This is a genomic window from Algicella marina (assembly GCF_009931615.1).
In the GTDB taxonomy this organism is placed as follows: domain Bacteria; phylum Pseudomonadota; class Alphaproteobacteria; order Rhodobacterales; family Rhodobacteraceae; genus Algicella; species Algicella marina.
Genome location: NZ_CP046620.1, coordinates 3,586,802 through 3,604,348, shown reverse-complemented (window position 1 = coordinate 3,604,348; position 17,547 = coordinate 3,586,802). Strand labels below are relative to the sequence as shown.

At 64.4% G+C, this 17,547-nt stretch carries 12 protein-coding genes; 5 read left to right on the top strand and 7 right to left on the bottom strand.

The window, feature by feature from the left end:
* Positions 1-114: 114 nt before the first annotated feature.
* The 3 genes from GO499_RS17605 to GO499_RS17595 form a co-directional block, all read right to left on the bottom strand.
* Positions 115-1,383, bottom strand: coding sequence for a bifunctional folylpolyglutamate synthase/dihydrofolate synthase (locus GO499_RS17605; RefSeq protein WP_284154797.1), 1,269 nt, complete (start codon positions 1,381-1,383; stop codon positions 115-117).
* The gene (gene accD / locus GO499_RS17600; RefSeq protein ID WP_161863415.1) at positions 1,380-2,333 is read right to left on the bottom strand and encodes an acetyl-CoA carboxylase, carboxyltransferase subunit beta; all 954 of its coding nucleotides are present in this window, start codon (positions 2,331-2,333) and stop codon (positions 1,380-1,382) included. The genes GO499_RS17605 and accD overlap by 4 nt, the downstream gene beginning before the upstream one ends.
* Before the next feature lie 80 nt (positions 2,334-2,413).
* Positions 2,414-3,331, bottom strand: a complete 918-nt coding sequence (locus GO499_RS17595; RefSeq protein ID WP_161863414.1) for a CPBP family intramembrane glutamic endopeptidase — start codon at positions 3,329-3,331, stop codon at positions 2,414-2,416.
* Positions 3,332-3,470: 139 nt separating this feature from the next.
* On the opposite strand from GO499_RS17595, the gene GO499_RS17590 reads away from it, so the two are divergent.
* The 5 genes from GO499_RS17590 (at position 3,471) to GO499_RS17570 (ending at position 10,718) form a co-directional block, all read left to right on the top strand.
* Positions 3,471-4,202, top strand: coding sequence for a LuxR family transcriptional regulator (locus GO499_RS17590; RefSeq protein ID WP_161863413.1), 732 nt, complete (start codon positions 3,471-3,473; stop codon positions 4,200-4,202).
* Positions 4,203-4,765: 563 nt separating this feature from the next.
* Positions 4,766-6,529 (top strand): dihydroxy-acid dehydratase, encoded by a 1,764-nt coding sequence (gene ilvD, locus GO499_RS17585; protein WP_161863412.1) that lies wholly within the window; start codon positions 4,766-4,768, stop codon positions 6,527-6,529.
* On the top strand, positions 6,516-7,241 hold the full coding sequence (locus tag GO499_RS17580; protein WP_161863411.1) for a hypothetical protein: 726 nt from the start codon (positions 6,516-6,518) through the stop codon (positions 7,239-7,241). The genes ilvD and GO499_RS17580 overlap by 14 nt, the downstream gene beginning before the upstream one ends.
* A gap of 66 nt (positions 7,242-7,307) precedes the next feature.
* Entirely contained in the window at positions 7,308-9,341 is a 2,034-nt protein-coding gene (locus GO499_RS17575; protein WP_161863410.1) for an NADPH-dependent 2,4-dienoyl-CoA reductase, read from the top strand.
* A 144-nt stretch (positions 9,342-9,485) separates the two neighbouring features.
* Positions 9,486-10,718: a sensor histidine kinase gene (locus GO499_RS17570; protein ID WP_161863409.1), complete on the top strand. Its 1,233-nt coding sequence runs from the start codon at positions 9,486-9,488 to the stop codon at positions 10,716-10,718.
* Positions 10,719-10,725: 7 nt separating this feature from the next.
* Here GO499_RS17570 and cysG read toward each other — a convergent pair whose 3' ends face one another.
* The 4 genes from cysG to nirB are packed head-to-tail and all read right to left on the bottom strand — an operon-like array spanning position 10,726 to position 17,544.
* Entirely contained in the window at positions 10,726-12,129 is a 1,404-nt protein-coding gene (cysG, locus tag GO499_RS17565; RefSeq protein WP_161863408.1) for a siroheme synthase CysG, read from the bottom strand.
* Between the two features lie 11 nt (positions 12,130-12,140).
* Positions 12,141-14,771 (bottom strand): nitrate reductase, encoded by a 2,631-nt coding sequence (locus GO499_RS17560; protein WP_161863407.1) that lies wholly within the window; start codon positions 14,769-14,771, stop codon positions 12,141-12,143.
* Positions 14,768-15,106 (bottom strand): nitrite reductase small subunit NirD, encoded by a 339-nt coding sequence (nirD, locus tag GO499_RS17555; protein ID WP_161863406.1) that lies wholly within the window; start codon positions 15,104-15,106, stop codon positions 14,768-14,770. Before nirD ends, GO499_RS17560 begins: the two co-directional genes overlap by 4 nt.
* Positions 15,103-17,544 (bottom strand): nitrite reductase large subunit NirB, encoded by a 2,442-nt coding sequence (gene nirB / locus GO499_RS17550; RefSeq protein WP_161863405.1) that lies wholly within the window; start codon positions 17,542-17,544, stop codon positions 15,103-15,105. Before nirB ends, nirD begins: the two co-directional genes overlap by 4 nt.
* Between the last annotated feature and the right edge of the window lie 3 nt (positions 17,545-17,547).

The following is a 17,547-nucleotide window of genomic DNA, read 5'->3' as shown; positions in this document are numbered from 1 at the left end:
CTGTGCATGACGGCGGATTCCTTCAGCTGCGGCGTTTAGCCGAGCTCAGTCCGCATGGATTTCTCAACGAAAAGCAGGGATGAACCGCGCTTCTACGGGTTCGCGCGGTGATGATCAGGCGTTTTCCCGCAGCACGGCGCCTGCGAGATAGAGAGAGCCGCAGACGAGGATGCGGGCATCGGGGTGGTGTGCCGCGATCTGACGGACGGCGTCGAGCGGGCTGTCGGCCTGTCGGGCGGGGATGCCGATGCTGCTGGCAGCCGCTTCCGTTTCCGCCGCCGTCAGCGTCGCCGCTTCGCCGGGGATCGAGATGGCATGGAGTTCGCGGGTGACGTCCCGGAACGGCTTCAGGTACGTGCGGACGTCCTTGGTCTTCAGCATGCCGCAGATCATGTAGAGCGGGCGCGCCGGCAGTCGGGTGAGGGCTTCGGCCAGCGCCTCGCCGGCAGCGGCGTTGTGGCCACCGTCGAGCCAGACTTCGGCACCGGGCCCGGCGGCATCGGTCAGCGGGCCCGACTTCAGGCGCTGGAGGCGGGCTGGCCAGTGGGCGTCTGTCATTGCCGCCTCCAGGTCGCCGGTACGAAGGTGACGGAGGGCGGCGAGGGCAGCCCCGGCATTGGTGACCTGATGGGCGCCGATAAGCCGTGGCATCGGCAGATCCTCCAGCCCATGCTCGTCCTGATAAACAAGGCGGCCGCGCTCCTCCCACACCTGCCAGTCCTGATTCTGGATAAGCAGCGGTGCGCCCATACGCGCACCCTGACGGGTTATGACGTCCATGGCGTCGGGTTCCTGCGCCGTGACGACACAGGGGACACCGGGCTTGATGATGCCCGCCTTCTCGAAGGCAATCTCCTCCAGCGTCTCGCCGAGGAATTGCTGGTGGTCTATGGAGACCGGGGTGATGACCGACAGGGCCGGACGCATGACGTTGGTGGCATCGAGGCGGCCGCCGAGACCGACCTCCAGCAATGTGAAGTCCGCGGGGGAGCGGGCGAATGCCAGCAGGGCAGCGGCGGTTGTGATCTCGAAATAGGTGATCGGTTCGTCGCCGTTTGCGACCTCGCATTCGGCAAGTATTGCGGCGAGATCGTCCTCGGCGATGAGGTTGCCGGCCACGCGGATACGCTCATGAAAACGGGCGAGGTGCGGCGAGGTGTAGGCGTGCACGGCATGGCCCGCGCCTTCCAGCCCGGCGCGGATCATCGCCTGGGTCGAACCCTTGCCGTTGGTTCCGGCGACATGCACGACCGGCGGCAGACGGTGCTGGGGATCGCCCAGCGCCGCCAGAATGGCGTGCATGCGGTCGAGCGACAGGTCGATGACCTTGGGGTGGAGCGACATCAGCCTCGTGAGGATCGTGTCGCTGGTGTCGGCGCTCACGATCCGGTTTCGGAAGCCGCCGCGTCTTTCGAGGGCGGGGGCGGGGGTGCCAGTGCGGGCTTGCTCTTTTCCGGCGTCGGCAAATCGCCGTGGATCATCGGTGCCTCCTTCATCAGCAGGCGGATGAGGGTGCCGATCTCCTCGCGCATGTCTTTGCGCTGGACCACACGGTCGATCATGCCGTGTTCCAGCAGATACTCGGAACGCTGAAAACCCTCGGGCAGACTTTCGCGGATTGTCTGTTCGATCACGCGGGGACCAGCGAAGCAGATCAGGGCGTTGGGTTCGGCGAGGTGCACGTCACCCAGCATCGCGTAGCTGGCCGTCACGCCGCCGGTGGTGGCGTGGGTGAGCACGACGATATAGGGAAGGCCCGCCTCTTTCAGCATTTCCACGGCAACGGTCGTGCGCGGCATCTGCATCAGCGAAAGGATACCCTCCTGCATGCGGGCACCGCCGGCGGCGGAGAACAGGACAAGGGGCGCGCGGCGTTCGATCGCCCGCTCTGCTGCGGCGAGGATGGCATTGCCAACGAACATGCCCATGGAGCCGGACATGAATTTGAAGTCCTGCACGGCGACGATCGTCTTCAGGCGGCCGATGTCGCCCTCGGCGATCTGCATGGCATCATGGTTGCCGGATTCGCGGCGGGCGTCGCGGATGCGGTCCGAATAGCGTTTCTGGTCGCGGAAATGCAGAGGGTCGGCCAATGGTTCCGGCACGGGGATGTCGACGTAGAGGCCGCCATCGAAGAGCGATGCGAACCGGGCCTGCGGCGTGATGTACATGTGATGCTGGCAGTTCGGGCAGACGTGCAGCGCGTCCGTCAATTCCCGGTGGAACAACATGGTTCCGCACTCATCGCATTTCGTCCACAGGTTTTCCGGTACCTCCCGCCGCGAAAACAGCGAGTTGATCTTCGGGCGGACGTAATTCGAGATCCAGTTCATGGGGCTTTCGCTCCTCCGTGCGGCCTGTTCCGCTTGACTGCTTGCCGGATGCATCGCTGGGCGCGCACCCGGATTTTGCTCTAGATAGTTGGCCCATCGCCGGAAAGCAATCGGGCTCGGCGCCGCAGGAACAGGCGCCACAAGCCGTAGGCCAGCCCCATGAGCACGACATTGGCGATCAGGCCGATGCGTGTCGCCTGCACGTCTTCGGGGCCAATGGGCGTGAGGTAGAGGCCGAAGGCGCTGAGATCGCCGGGCGTGGCAAGGAACAGCAGGCCGACACAGTTGTTGCCGAAATGCAGGCCGAAGGCGGCGGAGATGTTGCCGGTGCGGGCCGTCACATCACCCGCGATCAGTCCCATGAGGGTGGCGGCGATGACGACGATGGCGGCGTTCGGACCATACGGGTCCGGCTTCCAGTGCAGTGCACCGAACAGGAACGCGGGGAGCAGCAGCCACACGAGGCGGGAGTTGAAACGGCTGGCGAGGAGTGGCTGGAGATAACCGCGAAACAGCAATTCCTCCGCCGAGGTCTGGACGAGGAGGACAATGAGGACAAATGGCAGGAAAGACAGCCATGTGGGCAGGGGCACCTGCGGCACCGGCGGCGAGATGAAAATGGCGGGGAGGATAAGAACCGAGAGGGTGAGCAGAATGAGACATGTGCCGAGAGCGAAGGCCCGCGGGCGGAATGCCGGTAACTGGCCCCAGAACGCGCGGTAAGGTTTGCCGTGGAGCACGAGCCCGGCCACGAGGACGCCGAGATGCACACCGGCAAAGGCCGCGAGCAGGACGAGAAGCGAGAGGCGGTCGATCACGCCGGCCTGAAATTGCGCCAACCGCGCCGGATCGAAGATCATGTAGACGACGCCGAGGGCGACGAAGGCCAGAATCGTGAGCACGACATAGGTGCCTCCGGCGATGCCGGTGCCGAGGATGATGCGCCAGACGGGCGTGCGGCCGAACCGCGCCGCGCTCTGTGCCCTGAATTCCGCCATTGTCTGCACGTACTCTTGCCTCTTTCGCTCTGCCCGATCCGGACCTAGCGGCAAAGTGAACTAATTTCACCTGCGTTCTGTTCAAAACGTATTGCATTTGCACGAATTGACGTAAGGTAAGCCATGTGAGGGGAATCTCTTGGGCGACCTGGAAAACTTTCTCAAGGATGTAGGGGCAGCGACCTGGTCCGAGCCACTTTGGACGGGCCTGATCGAATTTTGCTCGCAAATGGGATTCCCGATGGTGGCCTACCATCACCTGCCGCCCATGGGTGCCACCGATGAAGGGCGCGTGCGGGTCGTTTCCCACGGATATCCCGGCGACTGGACCGAAAAATATATTCGCAGCAAGCTGTTCCGCATCGATCCGATGCCTGCGGTTGCGTTCAGGCAGGAAATGCCGGTCTACTGGTCGGAGGTGATCAACGAGCGCGGGCATGGCGACAAGGAACGCGCCTTTCTGGCCAACCTCTCGCAGGCCGGTCTTGGCGACGGGTTGGCAATACCGGCGTTCGGGCCGGGTGGGCGCAACGGTTATTTCGGATTGGGTTTTGGCGGAGCGAGGATCGAGACCGGGCGTGGTACGCGGACGATCCTGCAATGCGCCTGTCAGGCGGCGCACCAGCGCTATTGCATCCTGATGCGCGAAAGCCTGCCTGTGCCGCCGGCGCTTTCGCAGCGGGAAATCGAGATTCTGGAATGGGTTGCGCGGGGCAAGAGCAATACCGTGATCGCCGATATTCTCGGTCTTTCGTCGCACACGGTTGACGCCTATCTCCGTCGCGTGTTTGTTAAGCTTGGCACGACCGACCGGATTACGGCGGCGATCCGCGGGCTGGGAATGGGTGTGATCCGCGGCTACGTGACGTGAGCCCGGCCTGACTTCCGCACGCTTTACCTTAAGGAAGCTACGCAACTGCGTGACACAACCTACGCGGTTTATGGTTAACTATTTTTCCGCATATGTACTCCTAGCGAATTTGAAAGCGCTTTGAACTCTCAAAGTGAGCATGGATCGCTTGGGATAATCGCATGGAATGCCTTTCAGGGTTCCATACGGTTGTTCGCTTGCCTGACTGAATGCACCTCTGTGCGCCGACTTCCCCCGTCGGTGCAGCCGGGGTTTTTCGATTTGCCACCGAATTTCGTCTGAGAAGACGACGTTAGGTGCGGCGCGAATGCCTGCAGCCCCCCAATCGCGGGCATTCGCGCTACCAAGAGTGGACCCTGCGCCCTCTGACCCCCCTGGGCAGCAGGACCGGGCCGTCCGTCCGCCGATCCCCCATCGGCCGCCGGGCGGCCCGCATTACCCGGCCCGGTTGTCATTCCTCCCTGGATGACCGGGGCCGGGGACCACTCCCAAGCCAGCAGGCTTGAGCTTTCCTTGCTGCAGTTCTATGGCTTCTCCTCAAAACCGCAGCCGGAGGATCAGCCATGGACGCGCCACGTTTCAACAAGAGCAAACTGCCCAGCCGTCACGTGACGGAAGGACCGGAGCGGGCACCGCACCGGTCTTACCTGTACGCGATGGGACTGAGCGACGTGGAGATTCACCAGCCGCTGGTGGGCGTGGCAACATGCTGGAACGAGGCAGCACCGTGCAACATTGCACTGAACCGGCAGGCACAAGCGGTAAAACTCGGCGTGAAGGCCGCGATGGGGACGCCGCGCGAGTTCACGACAATCACCGTAACCGATGGCATCGCCATGGGGCACGAGGGTATGCGCTCCTCGCTCGCCAGTCGCGAGGCGATTGCGGATACCGTCGAGTTGACGATGCGCGGGCACTGTTACGACGCGCTTGTCGGGCTGGCGGGGTGCGACAAGTCGTTGCCAGGCATGATGATGGCTATGGTGCGGCTGAACGTGCCGTCCGTGTTCATCTACGGTGGGTCGATCCTTCCGGGCAAGGCCCCACAGGTTGATGAAATTCCAGAGGATTTCCGCTCCCGCGATCTGACGGTACAGGACATGTTCGAGGCGGTCGGCCGCCATCAGAACCACGAGCTTTCCGACAAGGCGCTGGACATGCTGGAACGGGTTGCCTGCCCCAGCGCGGGCGCCTGCGGCGGCCAGTTCACAGCCAACACCATGGCCTGCGTTTCCGAGGCGATCGGGCTCGCGCTGATGAACTCTTCCGGAATGCCCGCGCCCTATGAGAGTCGCGATCAGTATTCGGAAGCCTCGGGCCAGGCGGTGATGAATCTGCTCGAAAAGAACATCCGCGCCCGTGACGTGGTGACACGCCAGAGCCTGGAGAATGCGGCGCGCGTCGTCGCCTGTACCGGCGGCTCCACCAATGCCGGCCTGCACCTGCCGGCGATTGCGCATGAAGCGGGGATCGACTTCTTCCTGGAGGATGTTTGCGAGATTTTCCGCGACACGCCCTATTTCGTCGATCTCAAGCCCGGCGGCCAGTTTGTTGCCAAGGACCTGTACGATGCCGGTGGCATCCCCGTAGTGATGAAAGAACTGCGCAAGGCAGGCCTTATCCACGAGGACTGCATGACGGCAACCGGCCGGTCCATCGGCGAGGAACTGGCCCTGATCGAACGCGAGGCCGACGGTCGCGTGATCTACCCGATCGAAACCCCGATCACCAAGACAGGCGGTGTCGTCGGGCTGAAAGGCAACCTTGCGCCGACAGGGGCCATCGTGAAGGTGGCCGGGATTGCGCCGGAAAATCAGGTGTTTACCGGCCCTGCGCGGGTGTTCGAATGCGAGGAAGATGCCTTCGCCGCCGTGCAGAAGCGCGAGTACAAGGAAGGCGAGGTAATCGTCATCCGCAACGAGGGCCCGGCCGGCGGACCGGGCATGCGTGAGATGCTGGCGACCACGGCTGCTCTCTCCGGCCAGGGAATGGGCAAGAAGGTGGCGCTGATCACCGACGGTCGGTTCTCGGGGGCAACGCGCGGCTTCTGTGTCGGCCATGTCGGACCGGAATCGGCTCATGGCGGTCCGATCGCGCTGTTGAAGAACGGCGACGAAATCACCATCGACGCGATCAAGGGTGAGATTTCGGTGGCGCTGACCGACGAGGAACTGGCCAGCCGCAAGGAAAACTGGGCCGGGCCGCGGGAAACGCTCTATGCTTCCGGCGCACTCTGGAAATACGCGCAACTGGTCGGCGAAACCTACAAGGGCGCCGTCACCCATCCCGGCGGTGCGGCGGAGAAGCATCAGTATGTCGATCTTTGAGCGGAGCGGTCTTGCCAGATTCCGCGCCGTTGTGACCACAGGGGCGCGGCAGAATTTTCCTGCGACAGTGAAGGGCACCCGGGAAACCAAGGCCTTGCTGCCGGTTTCCCTGGTGCTGGTGCTCGCGGCCTGTGCCGTCTCCATTCCCGCCACCGACCGCGCCAACCTGCGTGTGGCAGGCGAGCGGCTGACGGTGGTGGCGCCCGGCGGCTTCTGCGTCGATCCGCAATCGGTGGACGTGACGAAGGCGGGAGGGTTCCTGTTGTTTGGAGACTGCGCGGTGCTGAATGCGGTTGCCGTCGAAGGTGATCCGATAAGCGCCGTGATCTCAGCCAATGTCGGCACCGACGGTGTGCCTGGCAGCCTGGAGGCTCTGCAGGCTTTCCTCGTCGACGGGCCGGGGGTGGTGACCCTTGGCAAGAGCGGCGATCCGGAGGCGGTGAAGGTACTGGAGAGCGACATTGCCGATGGAATCCTGTTCATCAAAATCGAGGATACGGGCCCATCACCGATTCCCGGGGCCTCGCCGGTGTTCTGGCGCGGCTTCTTCGAGGCGGGCGGACGGCTGATGTTCGGCACAGTCAACGGTTTCCAGCGCGGCGGGCTGAGTGACGCGGCCGCGCGGGAATTGCTGCGGGAACTGGCCGGGCGGACAAGGGCGGCGAATGCGCCTCCGGAAACCGTCACCGAGGTAGTGGACGCGGCTCTCTGACGCCGCGTCCGGCGTGACACGGCGGGGGTGTTTCGGCACAGTGGCCGAAAATACCCGGAGGACGCCATGGCCCACCCGCACTACCCGCATATTTTTCGACCGCTCGATCTTGGCCATGTGGTGTTGCCAAACCGAATCCTGATGGGGTCGATGCACACCGGGCTGGAAGAGCGCGGCGACTGGAACCGTATCGCCGAGTATTTCGCGGCGCGGACCCGTGGAGGGGCCGGGCTGATGGTGACGGGCGGGATGGCCCCCAATGCCGAGGGTGGAGTGCTGCCGGGCGCGGCCGGGCTGTTCACCAGCGATGATGTCGCCAATCACCGGGTGGTGACCGACCGGGTACATGAGGCCGGCGGGCGGATCGCCATGCAGATTCTGCACGCAGGACGGTACGCCTACAGCCCTAAATGTGTGGCGCCGAGCCCTGTCAAATCGCCGATATCGCCCTTTCCGCCGGCGGAACTGGATGCGGACGGCATCGAGAAGCAGATCGCGGATATCGCCACGGCTGCGGCGCGGGCGCGGGAGGCGGGTTACGACGGTATCGAGATCATGGGTTCGGAGGGTTACTTCCTGAACCAGTTTCTTGTGACCCACACCAACAGGCGCAGCGACGATTGGGGCGGCGCCTACGAGAACAGGATGCGACTGCCGGTGGAGGTCGTGCGACGCTGCAGGGCGGCGGTGGGTACAGATTTCATCATCATTTTCCGGCTGTCGATGATTGATCTCGTGCCCGATGGCTCCACCTGGGGGGAAGTGGTGCAGCTTGCGCAGGCGGTGGAGGCGGCAGGCGCCTCGATCATCAACACCGGAATCGGCTGGCACGAGGCGCGTGTGCCGACGATCGCGACCAGCGTGCCGCGGCGGGCCTTTGCCGATGTGACACGGCGGATGATGGGCTCAGTCGCCATCCCGCTGATCACGTCCAACCGGATCAACACTCCGGCGGTTGCCGAAGCCGTGCTGGCGGATGGTTGTGCCGACATGGTGAGCATGGCACGGCCCTTTCTCGCGGACCCGGATTTCGTGGCCAAGGCGGATCGCGGTGCGGCGGGCACGATTGCGCCTTGCATTGCCTGCAACCAGGCCTGTCTCGACCATACTTTCGAACTGAAGGTTTCGACGTGCCTCGTGAACCCGCGGGCCTGCCACGAGACGGAATTGCGGTACGAACCGGCAGAAACGGCGCGGAGGATCGCCGTGGTCGGTGCCGGACCGGCCGGGCTCTCGGCAGCGCTGGTGGCGGCGGAGCGGGGCCACAGCGTGGTGCTGTTCGATGCGGCGGAGGAGATCGGCGGGCAGCTCAACATGGCAAAGCAGGTGCCGGGGAAGGAGGAATTCTTCGGTCTTGTCGACTATTTCGCGCGGATGCTGACGGAGCGGCAGGTGGAGGTGCGGCTTGGCCAGCGGGCGGATGCCGCAGCGCTGGAAGGGTTCGACGCCGTGATCGTGGCGACAGGGGTGCTGCCGCGTGATCCGGAGATACCGGGGCAGAACGGACCCAACGTGGTGAACTACATCGACGTGCTGCGCGGTGGCGCCGACGTCGGTTCGCGGGTGGCGATCGTCGGCGCCGGGGGCATCGGCTTCGACGTGGCAGAGTATCTGGCGCACCAGGGCGTCAGCCCGGCGGAGGACGTGGCGCTGTGGCGGAGGGAATGGGGCGTAGTGCCGCCATGGGATGCGCGTTCCGGCCTGGCGCCGGAGGGACCGGCCCCTGAACCACCGGCGCGCAGCATCGTTCTGTGTCAGCGCAAGGCCCAGAAACTGGGCAAGGGACTGGGCAAGACGACCGGATGGATTCACCGGGCCAGCCTCAAGATGAAAGGCGTGGAGATGCTTGGTGGCGTCAACTACGAGGAAATCGGGCCGCGGGGGCTGCGAATATCCACAGGCGAGGCAAGGGAGAATCCGCGCTGGCTGGAGGTAGATACCGTGGTACTGTGTGCCGGCCAGGTTCCGGAGCGCAGTCTTGCCGAGGAACTGGCGGCCCTGGGCCGGCCAGTGCACGTGATCGGCGGTGCAGACGTCGCGGCGGAACTGGATGCCAAGCGGGCGATCGACCAGGGCGCACGAGTCGCTGCCGCCCTTTAGGCAGCGTCAGAGACCTTCGCCGGGCCTGCCGAAATCAGCTTATTTGATTTGTGCATATATCCGATTTGCCAAAGCGGTTTGGATTGGCTAGAATAAGTCATTCCGAATTAGTTAATTTGAACCGCAGAGACCAGAAGATGTTTGATGAAACCCGCAACCGGACAAATCTGCGACTTCGCCGCAACCCCAACCGACTACTTGCCAAACAACCGGACGGTGTTTTCGATGACTGACAGCCACGGGGTAGCGTCTGGCAATGACGGTTGGCGCGACAATGACGCACGGCAGGTCCGAACTGCGACGGGGCCGCTCCGGCGCATCACGTGCTGGATGGCCGCGCTCGGCGTTTTGCTGGCCGGCGTCCTCACATGGATACAGATCGGAGATACCGGTCCGGCAGATGGCGGGCGGCTGCTGTTCATCAACCTTGCGTGTATGGCTTTGTTCGCCGGCGGAACCCTCTGGATTGTTCACCATTTCATATTCCGAGATCTGCGCCGCATTGCCAAGACAGATGCACACGCATTTCAGCATGTGGACGACGACCTAGCTCGAATCGAGGAAGCGCTGGACGGCGCGCGGCAACAGGTGAATGACGGCGAGGTCCGGCTGGCCATGCAAACGCGCCGATGCGGGCAACTGGAAGCCGAGGTGGACGACCTGACGAAAGCCTTGGCGGCGCGCGGCCGGAGCCTGAGTGCCGCCAACAAGGAACATGCAGAAATCTGCTTCGCGCTCTCGCACGACCTGAAGTCACCGGCGAACACGTTGAGCCTGATCGTTTCCGAACTGGAGATCGAGGCCAGTGTCAACCTGGATGAAGAGACGGCGATGCTGCTGGAAATGGCCGGACAGACCAGCGCGCGGTTGAGTAAGATCCTGCAGGACGTTCACGTCTACTCAACGGTCATTTCCGATACCATGAACCGAGAGTGTGTAGCACTGTCGGAAGTCTTGGCGGATGAACTGCGGAAGATGCAGGTAGAGACACTGGACGCAACGATCTCTTTCGGACTTCTGCCGGAGATCGACGGCGTGCCGGAACAGATGGCCATGTTATTCCGGAACCTGATCGATAATGCACTGAAATTCCGATCCTCAGAGCGGAAACCGGAACTCTCCATCCGCTGGCTCGGCCGGGATGAGCATGGAATGGAAGTCATCAGTTTCGCTGACAACGGGATTGGCATCCCGAGGGACTGCCGCCAGCAGGTGTTCCGATTGTTCGGGCGGTTGCACGGGTACGAGGACTATCCTGGCTCAGGCGTCGGGCTGACGCTGTGTCGGCGGATCGTCCACAACCACGGTGGCTCAATCGAGGTTCGCGGCGCGCCGAGTGATGGCGCCGATTTCGTGGTGCGCCTGCCCGGCAGGTGAACAGGCGTCAGCCTGCCACTTCCATTTGCCGTTCGACAGCAACAGCCTCTTTGGGATTGCGGATCAGGATGATCGCCGGGGCGGCGATGCCCACGCTGCGGACCGTCTCTGACAAGGTGCCGAGAGTGCACTGTACGATGCGTTGGTCAGAGTGGCTTGCGGACTGGACGATGGTGACGGCGTGGCCGGCACTCTGAGGAGTGACGAGTTCCGCCTCGATCCGGGCTGCGGCACCGACACCCATGTAGACGGCGTATTGCGTCCCGGGTGCGTAGTTCGTGCCGAAAGCGGGGGGAAGCCCGCCATCCGAACCGGTAGCCGTCGTCAGGACGAGGGTGTCTACCTCGCCGCGTTCGGTCAGGAACCCGCCGGAAGCGGCCATTGCGGCGCTGGCTGAGGTGATGCCCGGCACGATTTCACAATTGATACCGGCAGCCCTGCAGGCCGCGGCCTCCTCTGCACCGCGCGCGAAAATGCCGGGATCGCCGCATTTGAGGCGAACGACCCGCCTGCCCCTGCGCGCCTCCGCGACGATCAGGCGGTTGATACGCTCCTGGCTCCAACGGTCCGGCAGGGCGGCATCGCCGGATGCCTTGCCAACGCAGATCCGTTCTGCATCGCGTCGGGCAAGCTCCAGCACCTCGGCACCGACCAATCTGTCATGCAGGATGATGTCGGCCTCCTGCAGACGCTGGACGCCGCGCAGCGTGATCAGATCACCTGAGCCGGGGCCAGCACCGACGAGTGAAACCACCCCTTCCCCGGCCTCATCGACTGGGGCCGCGCCTTTGGCAACGGCCTGCTTCACGGCAGCATAGGCATGAGCCTGTGCGCCGCGGCCATGAGCGTGGCGCGGACTGCCGGCAAAAACCCAGTTCCAGAATTTGCGGCGGCCAGTGCGGGGCACGGCCACGGCCACGGCTTCGCGCATCCGCCCGGCGAAGGCCGCGAGATCGCCGAGACGCGGCTCCAGCATCGCTTCGACCTGTGTCTTGATCTGGCGCGCCAAGATCGGTGCCGTACCTTCGGTGCCGATAGCGACGACGACGGGATCACGGTCCACCAAACTTGGGGTGAACGCATCGCAGAGATCGGGCTGATCGACGGCGTTCACGACCCGACCGAGCGCGCGGGCAAGCCTGGCATGCGCCGCGTCGGTGCCGGGGCAGCCGGAGGCGGCGAAGACAAGCGCGGCGTTGGCGAGCAGCGCAGCATCGACGGGGCCGGTGTGATGGCGGATGCGACCACCGGCAGCAAGGGCGGACAACTCCGGCTCCAAGGCCGGGGCGGCTACGATAATCGTGGCCTCCGTCTTCAGCATCAGGCGGGTTTTCTGCGCCGCCTCTTCGCCACCGCCGAGGATGACGACATCGCGGCCCGCCATGCGGAGGAACATCGGAAAAGTCTTCATCGGTTTGCTCCTTATTCGGCAGCGAGGGGAAGGTCCGTGCGGTCGAGGATGGTTTTCAGTTCGGCCCGACAGGTGCCGCAGTTGGTGCCCGCCTGAAGGGCCTCGCCGATCTCGGCGACAGATGTCAGACGACGGGAAACGATGGCCTCGCGGATGGTGTTGATGCCGACGCCGAAACAGGAGCAGACGATTGCACCCGGATCCGGCCTGCCGCTGCCGGGGTGGCCGGGGAGAATGTCCGGAACGTCGCTCTTCAGTGCGTCGGCGAGGTAGGCGCGGGAAACGGCAACCGGCCGGCGGGAGAGGAACAGCGCGGCAACGAGCACCGGGCCATCGAACAGGGCGACCCGCATGCCACCGCGAGAGGGATCGGCCATGGTCATCGCCGCGGCCTCCGGTGCACCGGCCATTTGTCTTAGAAATCCTTCCGCTTCCGGCAGGGCGCCCGTCCCCGCGAGTTCGACCGTCCAGCCACCGTCGGCACGGGCCTTGGCCCAGTAGTCAACGGCCGGAAACGGTTCGTTGCGGGTCACGGCGAAGGCGTGCCAATCCATCGTTGCCTTTCGCAGGCACACGGCCGTGCGTTTCAGCTCCGGCTGGCCGGATGTCGGGTCCGTCACTGCCGCCATGACGGCATCGACGCGGCCGAGCGCAGTCCAGTGGGCTGTCCAGTGCATCGGTGCGAACAGGGTGCCGCGCGGGGTTCTGTCCGTTACCAGTGCGCGGGCGACGATGCCGCCGTGCTGGCTTGCCACCTCTACCAGATCGGCGGGGGCGATGCCGTTGGCATGGGCGTCATCGGGATGGATCTCGACGAAAGGTTCGGCGAGGTGGCGCGACAACCGTGCGGAACGCGCGGTGCGTGTCATCGTGTGCCACTGGTCGCGGATGCGACCAGTGTTCAGAATGAAGGGGTATTCAGGCCCGGTGATATTCGGGCTGGTGCGAGGATGGACGGCGACCATGCGGGCCATGCCGTCGGGGTGGTAGAAGCCACCGTCGGCGAAGAACCTTTCGTCTGCGGTACCGGTGCCGGGGCTGGGCCAGAGCTGCGGTTCGATGTCATCGTAGGTCTGCGAGGCAAAACCGGAAACATCGAAATCCCGGCCCGCACGGGCGGCGAGACCGGAGAGGGCAGCGTGTTCGGCAAAGATCTCGGCCGGGTTCTGGTAGTCAAACGCGTCGCCAAAGCCCATGCGCCGGGCGACGCCGCAGATCGCCTGCCAGTCATGCCGGGCTACGCCGGGTGCCGGCAGGAACGGGCGCTGGCGGGAGATGCGGCGTTCGGAGTTGGTGACGGTGCCGTCCTTTTCCCCCCATCCGGTTGCCGGCAGAACGAGATCGGCGATACGGGTGGTGTCTGTCTCGGTGATGTCGGACACCACGACAAAATCACATGCCTCGATAGCGTCGCGAACGTGGTTGGCACGGGGCAGCGACACGGCCGGGTTGGTGCACATGATCCAGAGTGCCTTGATCTGACCTGTGGCACAGGCGTCAAACATGTCGACTGCCTTCAGACCGGACTTTTCCGGCATCGCCGGGGCGTTCCAGAAGCCGCGAACAAGGGCGCGGTGGTTCGAATTCTCGATATCGAGATGCGCGGCAAGCATGTTGGACAGCCCGCCGACTTCCCGCCCGCCCATGGCATTCGGCTGGCCTGTGACGGAAAACGGACCCATGCCCGGGCGTCCGATACGACCGGTTGCGAGATGGCAATTGATGATCGCACTGACCTTGTCAGTGCCGTCGCTGGCCTGATTGACGCCTTGCGAATAGACGGTGACGACCTTTTCGGTACCGGTCCAGAGGCTGAAGAATTCGTCTAGAAGATTGGTGTCGACGCCGGTGACACTTGCCACCGCTTCCAGCGGCATGTCACAGGCGGCGGCCACCGCTTCGGACAGGCCCTCGACGTGGCGGGTGACGAAATCACCATTCACCGCACCTTCGGCCGCGATTCGATGCAGAAGGCCATTGAAAAGCGAGGTGTCCGTGCCGGGTGCGATTGCCAGATGCATATCGCTGCTTTCGGCCGTGGCGGTTCGGCGCGGATCGACGGTAACAAGGGTGATCGGGCGCTGCTGGCGGGCGGCGAGGATGCGCTGGAAGAGGACGGGGTGGCACCATGCCAGGTTGGAACCGACGAGGACGATAACGTCCGCTTCCTCCAGATCCTCGTAGGTGCCGGGCACGGTATCAGCTCCGAAGGCACGCTTGTGGCCGGCGACGGAGGACGCCATGCAGAGCCGCGAATTGGTGTCGATGTTGGCCGAGCCGATGTAGCCCTTCATCAGCTTGTTGGCGACGTAGTAATCCTCGGTCAGGAACTGGCCCGAGACGTAGAAGGCTACGCTGTCGGGGCCGTGATCGCGGATCGCGGTGGAGAATTTCTCCGCCACCGTGTCGAGCGCCTCGTCCCAGTCCGTTTCGCGGTTGTGGAAGCGTGGGGCGAGGATGCGGTCGTGCAGGCCGAGCGTTTCGCCGAGTGCCAGACCCTTGGAGCAGAGGCGGCCGTAGTTGGCGGGGTGGGCGGTATCGCCCGCGACCGTGGCGCCGCCCTTGCCGTCGGGTGTGACCAGCACACCGCAGCCGACCCCGCAATAGGGGCAGGTGGTGCGGATCGGGCCCGCGCCGCTCATTCCGCGGCCATGGACTCGGCGAGGGCGCGGGCATCCATCAGGATGCGCCCGTCCGAGACCTGCACCGGATAGGTGCGCACGCTGCCTTCATCGGCGCCCTCGGCCATGCCGGTCGAGAGCGAGATGACCCAGTTGTGCAGCGGGCAGGTGATCGAGCGCCCGTGCTGGATGCCGTTGGACAATGGCCCGCCCTTGTGCGGGCAGCGGTCGTCGAGGGCGAACACTTCGTCGTCCGCGGTGCGGAACACGGCGATGCAGCCCATCGCGGTGCGGACGAGGCGGGCGCTTTGCGGGCGGATATCCTCCAGCGCGCCGATATCTATGAAATCGCTCATTCTGCTGCCACCTGTGTGAGATCTGCGAGGGGATTGAATTCGTGCGCCTCGGCGCCTGCCACGCGCTCGGCCCACGGGTCCTTGCGGTAGAAGGTTTGCGAGTGCTCGAAGCGTTCGGCGAGAGCCTTGCGGCTTTCGGCATCCTCCACCACGCGGCTTTTCACCCAGTCGAGCCCGACCTTGGCGATCCACTTGTAGGGGCGGTGCAGGTATTGCGCGTTCTCGCGGTAGAGCTGGACGAAGGCGGAGATGTATTCGAGCACCTCCTCTTCCGTGCCGACCTTGGCGAGCGGCTGGACTTCGCGAACGTCCATGCCCGCGGCGCCGCCGACGCCGATCTCGTAGCCGCTGTCGACGCAGACGATGCCGACATCCTTGCAGGTCGCCTCGGCGCAGTTACGGGGGCAGCCGGAGACGGCCATCTTGACCTTGTGGGGCGTCCACGAGCCCCACATCAGGCGCTCGATCTTCACGCCGAGGCCCGTGCTGTCCTGCGTGCCGAAGCGGCACCAGTCCGTGCCCACACAGGTTTTCACGGTGCGCAGACCCTTGGCGTAGGCATGGCCGGAGACCATGCCGGCATCGTTGAGGTCGGACCAGACGGCGGGCAGGTCTTCCTTCTTCACGCCCAGCAGGTCGATGCGCTGGCCGCCGGTGACCTTGACGGTGGGGATCGCGAACTTGTCGGCCACATCGGCGATGGCGCGCAACTCGTTCGGCGTAGTGATCCCGCCCCACATGCGCGGCACGACGGAATAGGTGCCGTCCTTCTGGATATTGGCGTGCACGCGCTCGTTGATGAAACGGCTTTGGGCGTGGTCGACATACTCGCCCGGCCATTCGCAGACGAGGTAATAGTTGAGCGCGGGGCGGCAGGAGTGGCAGCCGCCGGAGGATTTCCACTGGAGTTCCTGCTGGATCGCTGGGATGGATTTCAGCTCCTTCGCACGGATCAGGCGGCGCACGTCGTCGTGGGAATGGTCCGTGCACTTGCACATGCCAGCGGCGGCGGGCAGGACGAAATCATCGCCGAGCGTGAGTGCGACGACCTGCTCGGTGAGGCCGGCACAGGTGCCGCAGGAAGTTGAAGCCTTGGTTTTCGCCTTCACGGCGTCGAGTGTGGTCGCCCCGCCGTTGATGGCCGCGATGATGGTGCCTTTTGATACGCCGTTGCAGCCGCAGATTTCTGCGTCATCCGGTAAGGCTGCAACGGCCGCCATAGGGTCCATGGGGGTGCCTCCGGCGAAGGCGGGGCCGAAGATGAGCGTGTCGCGCATCTCGGAGATGTCCTCCTCGTCCTTGATGAGGCCGAAGAACCAGCTTCCGTCCGCCGTGTCGCCGTACATCACCGCGCCGATGATGCGGTCGTTCTGGAGGACGAGGCGCTTGTAGACGCCGCGGGCGGGATCGCGAAACACGATCTCCTCGCGGTCCGCGCCATCGGCGAAATCGCCTGCGGAGAAGAGATCGACACCCGTGACCTTGAGCTTGGTGGATATCTGGGAGCCGCGATAGGCATCGTGCTCGCCGGCGAGGGTTTTGGCCAGCACCTTGGCCATATCATACAGGGGCGCGACGAGGCCGTAGACCATGCCGTCATGCTCGACGCATTCGCCGAGCGCGAGGATATCGGGGTCGGAGGTGACGAGCTGGTCGTTGACCTTCAGGCCGCGCCCGATTTCCAGCCCCGCCTCTTTCGCCAGCGCCACGCTAGGGCGGATGCCGACGGCCATCACCACGATGTCGGCGGGCAGGATGGTGCCGTCTTCGAGTTCCAGCCCCTCTACCTTGCCGTCGCCCACGACCTGCCTGGTGTTGGCGGAACAGTGTATCTTGATGCCGCGCCCGACGAGTTCCTTGCGCAGCAGGTAGCCTGCCGCCTCGTCGAGCTGGCGCTCCATCAGGTGGCCCATCAGGTGGACGACCGAAACTTCCATGCCGCGCAGCGCCAGGCCCGCGGCGGCTTCCAGTCCGAGCAGGCCGCCGCCGATCACCACGGCTTTTGCGCCGGGCTTCGCGGAGGCCTCGATCATCGCGTTGGTATCGTCGAGATCGCGGTAGGCCAGTACGCCGGGCAGGTCGTGGCCCGGCACGGGAATGATGAACGGGTCCGAGCCGGTGGCGATGATGAGCTTGTCGTAGGGTGTCTGGCCCTTCGGGGTGACGATCACCTTTGCCGCGCGGTCAATCCGCTGCACCTTCTCGCCGAAGCGGCAGGTGATGCCGTTCGCCGCGTACCAGGCGGTATCGTGGGTCACGATCTCCTCGTAGGTTTTCTCACCCGACAGGACGGGGGAGAGCATGATGCGGTTGTAGTTACCGCGCGGCTCCGCACCGAAAAGTGTGATGTCATAGGCATCCGGAGCATTCTCCAGCAAATGCTCCAGCGCACGGCCGGAGGCCATGCCGGCGCCGATGACGACGAGTTTCTGTTTCATGCT

Excerpts from the sequence above, each read along its gene's own strand:
- accD (WP_161863415.1), bottom strand. The coding sequence starts at position 2,333 with ATGAACTGGATCTCGAATTACGTCCGCCCGAAGATCAACTCGCTGTTT.
- GO499_RS17595 (WP_161863414.1), bottom strand. The coding sequence starts at position 3,331 with ATGGCGGAATTCAGGGCACAGAGCGCGGCGCGGTTCGGCCGCACGCCC.
- ilvD (WP_161863412.1), top strand. The coding sequence starts at position 4,766 with ATGGACGCGCCACGTTTCAACAAGAGCAAACTGCCCAGCCGTCACGTG.
- GO499_RS17580 (WP_161863411.1), top strand. The coding sequence starts at position 6,516 with ATGTCGATCTTTGAGCGGAGCGGTCTTGCCAGATTCCGCGCCGTTGTG.
- GO499_RS17575 (WP_161863410.1), top strand. The coding sequence starts at position 7,308 with ATGGCCCACCCGCACTACCCGCATATTTTTCGACCGCTCGATCTTGGC.
- GO499_RS17570 (WP_161863409.1), top strand. The coding sequence starts at position 9,486 with ATGAAACCCGCAACCGGACAAATCTGCGACTTCGCCGCAACCCCAACC.
- cysG (WP_161863408.1), bottom strand. The coding sequence starts at position 12,129 with ATGAAGACTTTTCCGATGTTCCTCCGCATGGCGGGCCGCGATGTCGTC.
- GO499_RS17560 (WP_161863407.1), bottom strand. The coding sequence starts at position 14,771 with ATGAGCGGCGCGGGCCCGATCCGCACCACCTGCCCCTATTGCGGGGTC.
- nirD (WP_161863406.1), bottom strand. The coding sequence starts at position 15,106 with ATGAGCGATTTCATAGATATCGGCGCGCTGGAGGATATCCGCCCGCAA.
- nirB (WP_161863405.1), bottom strand. The coding sequence starts at position 17,544 with ATGAAACAGAAACTCGTCGTCATCGGCGCCGGCATGGCCTCCGGCCGT.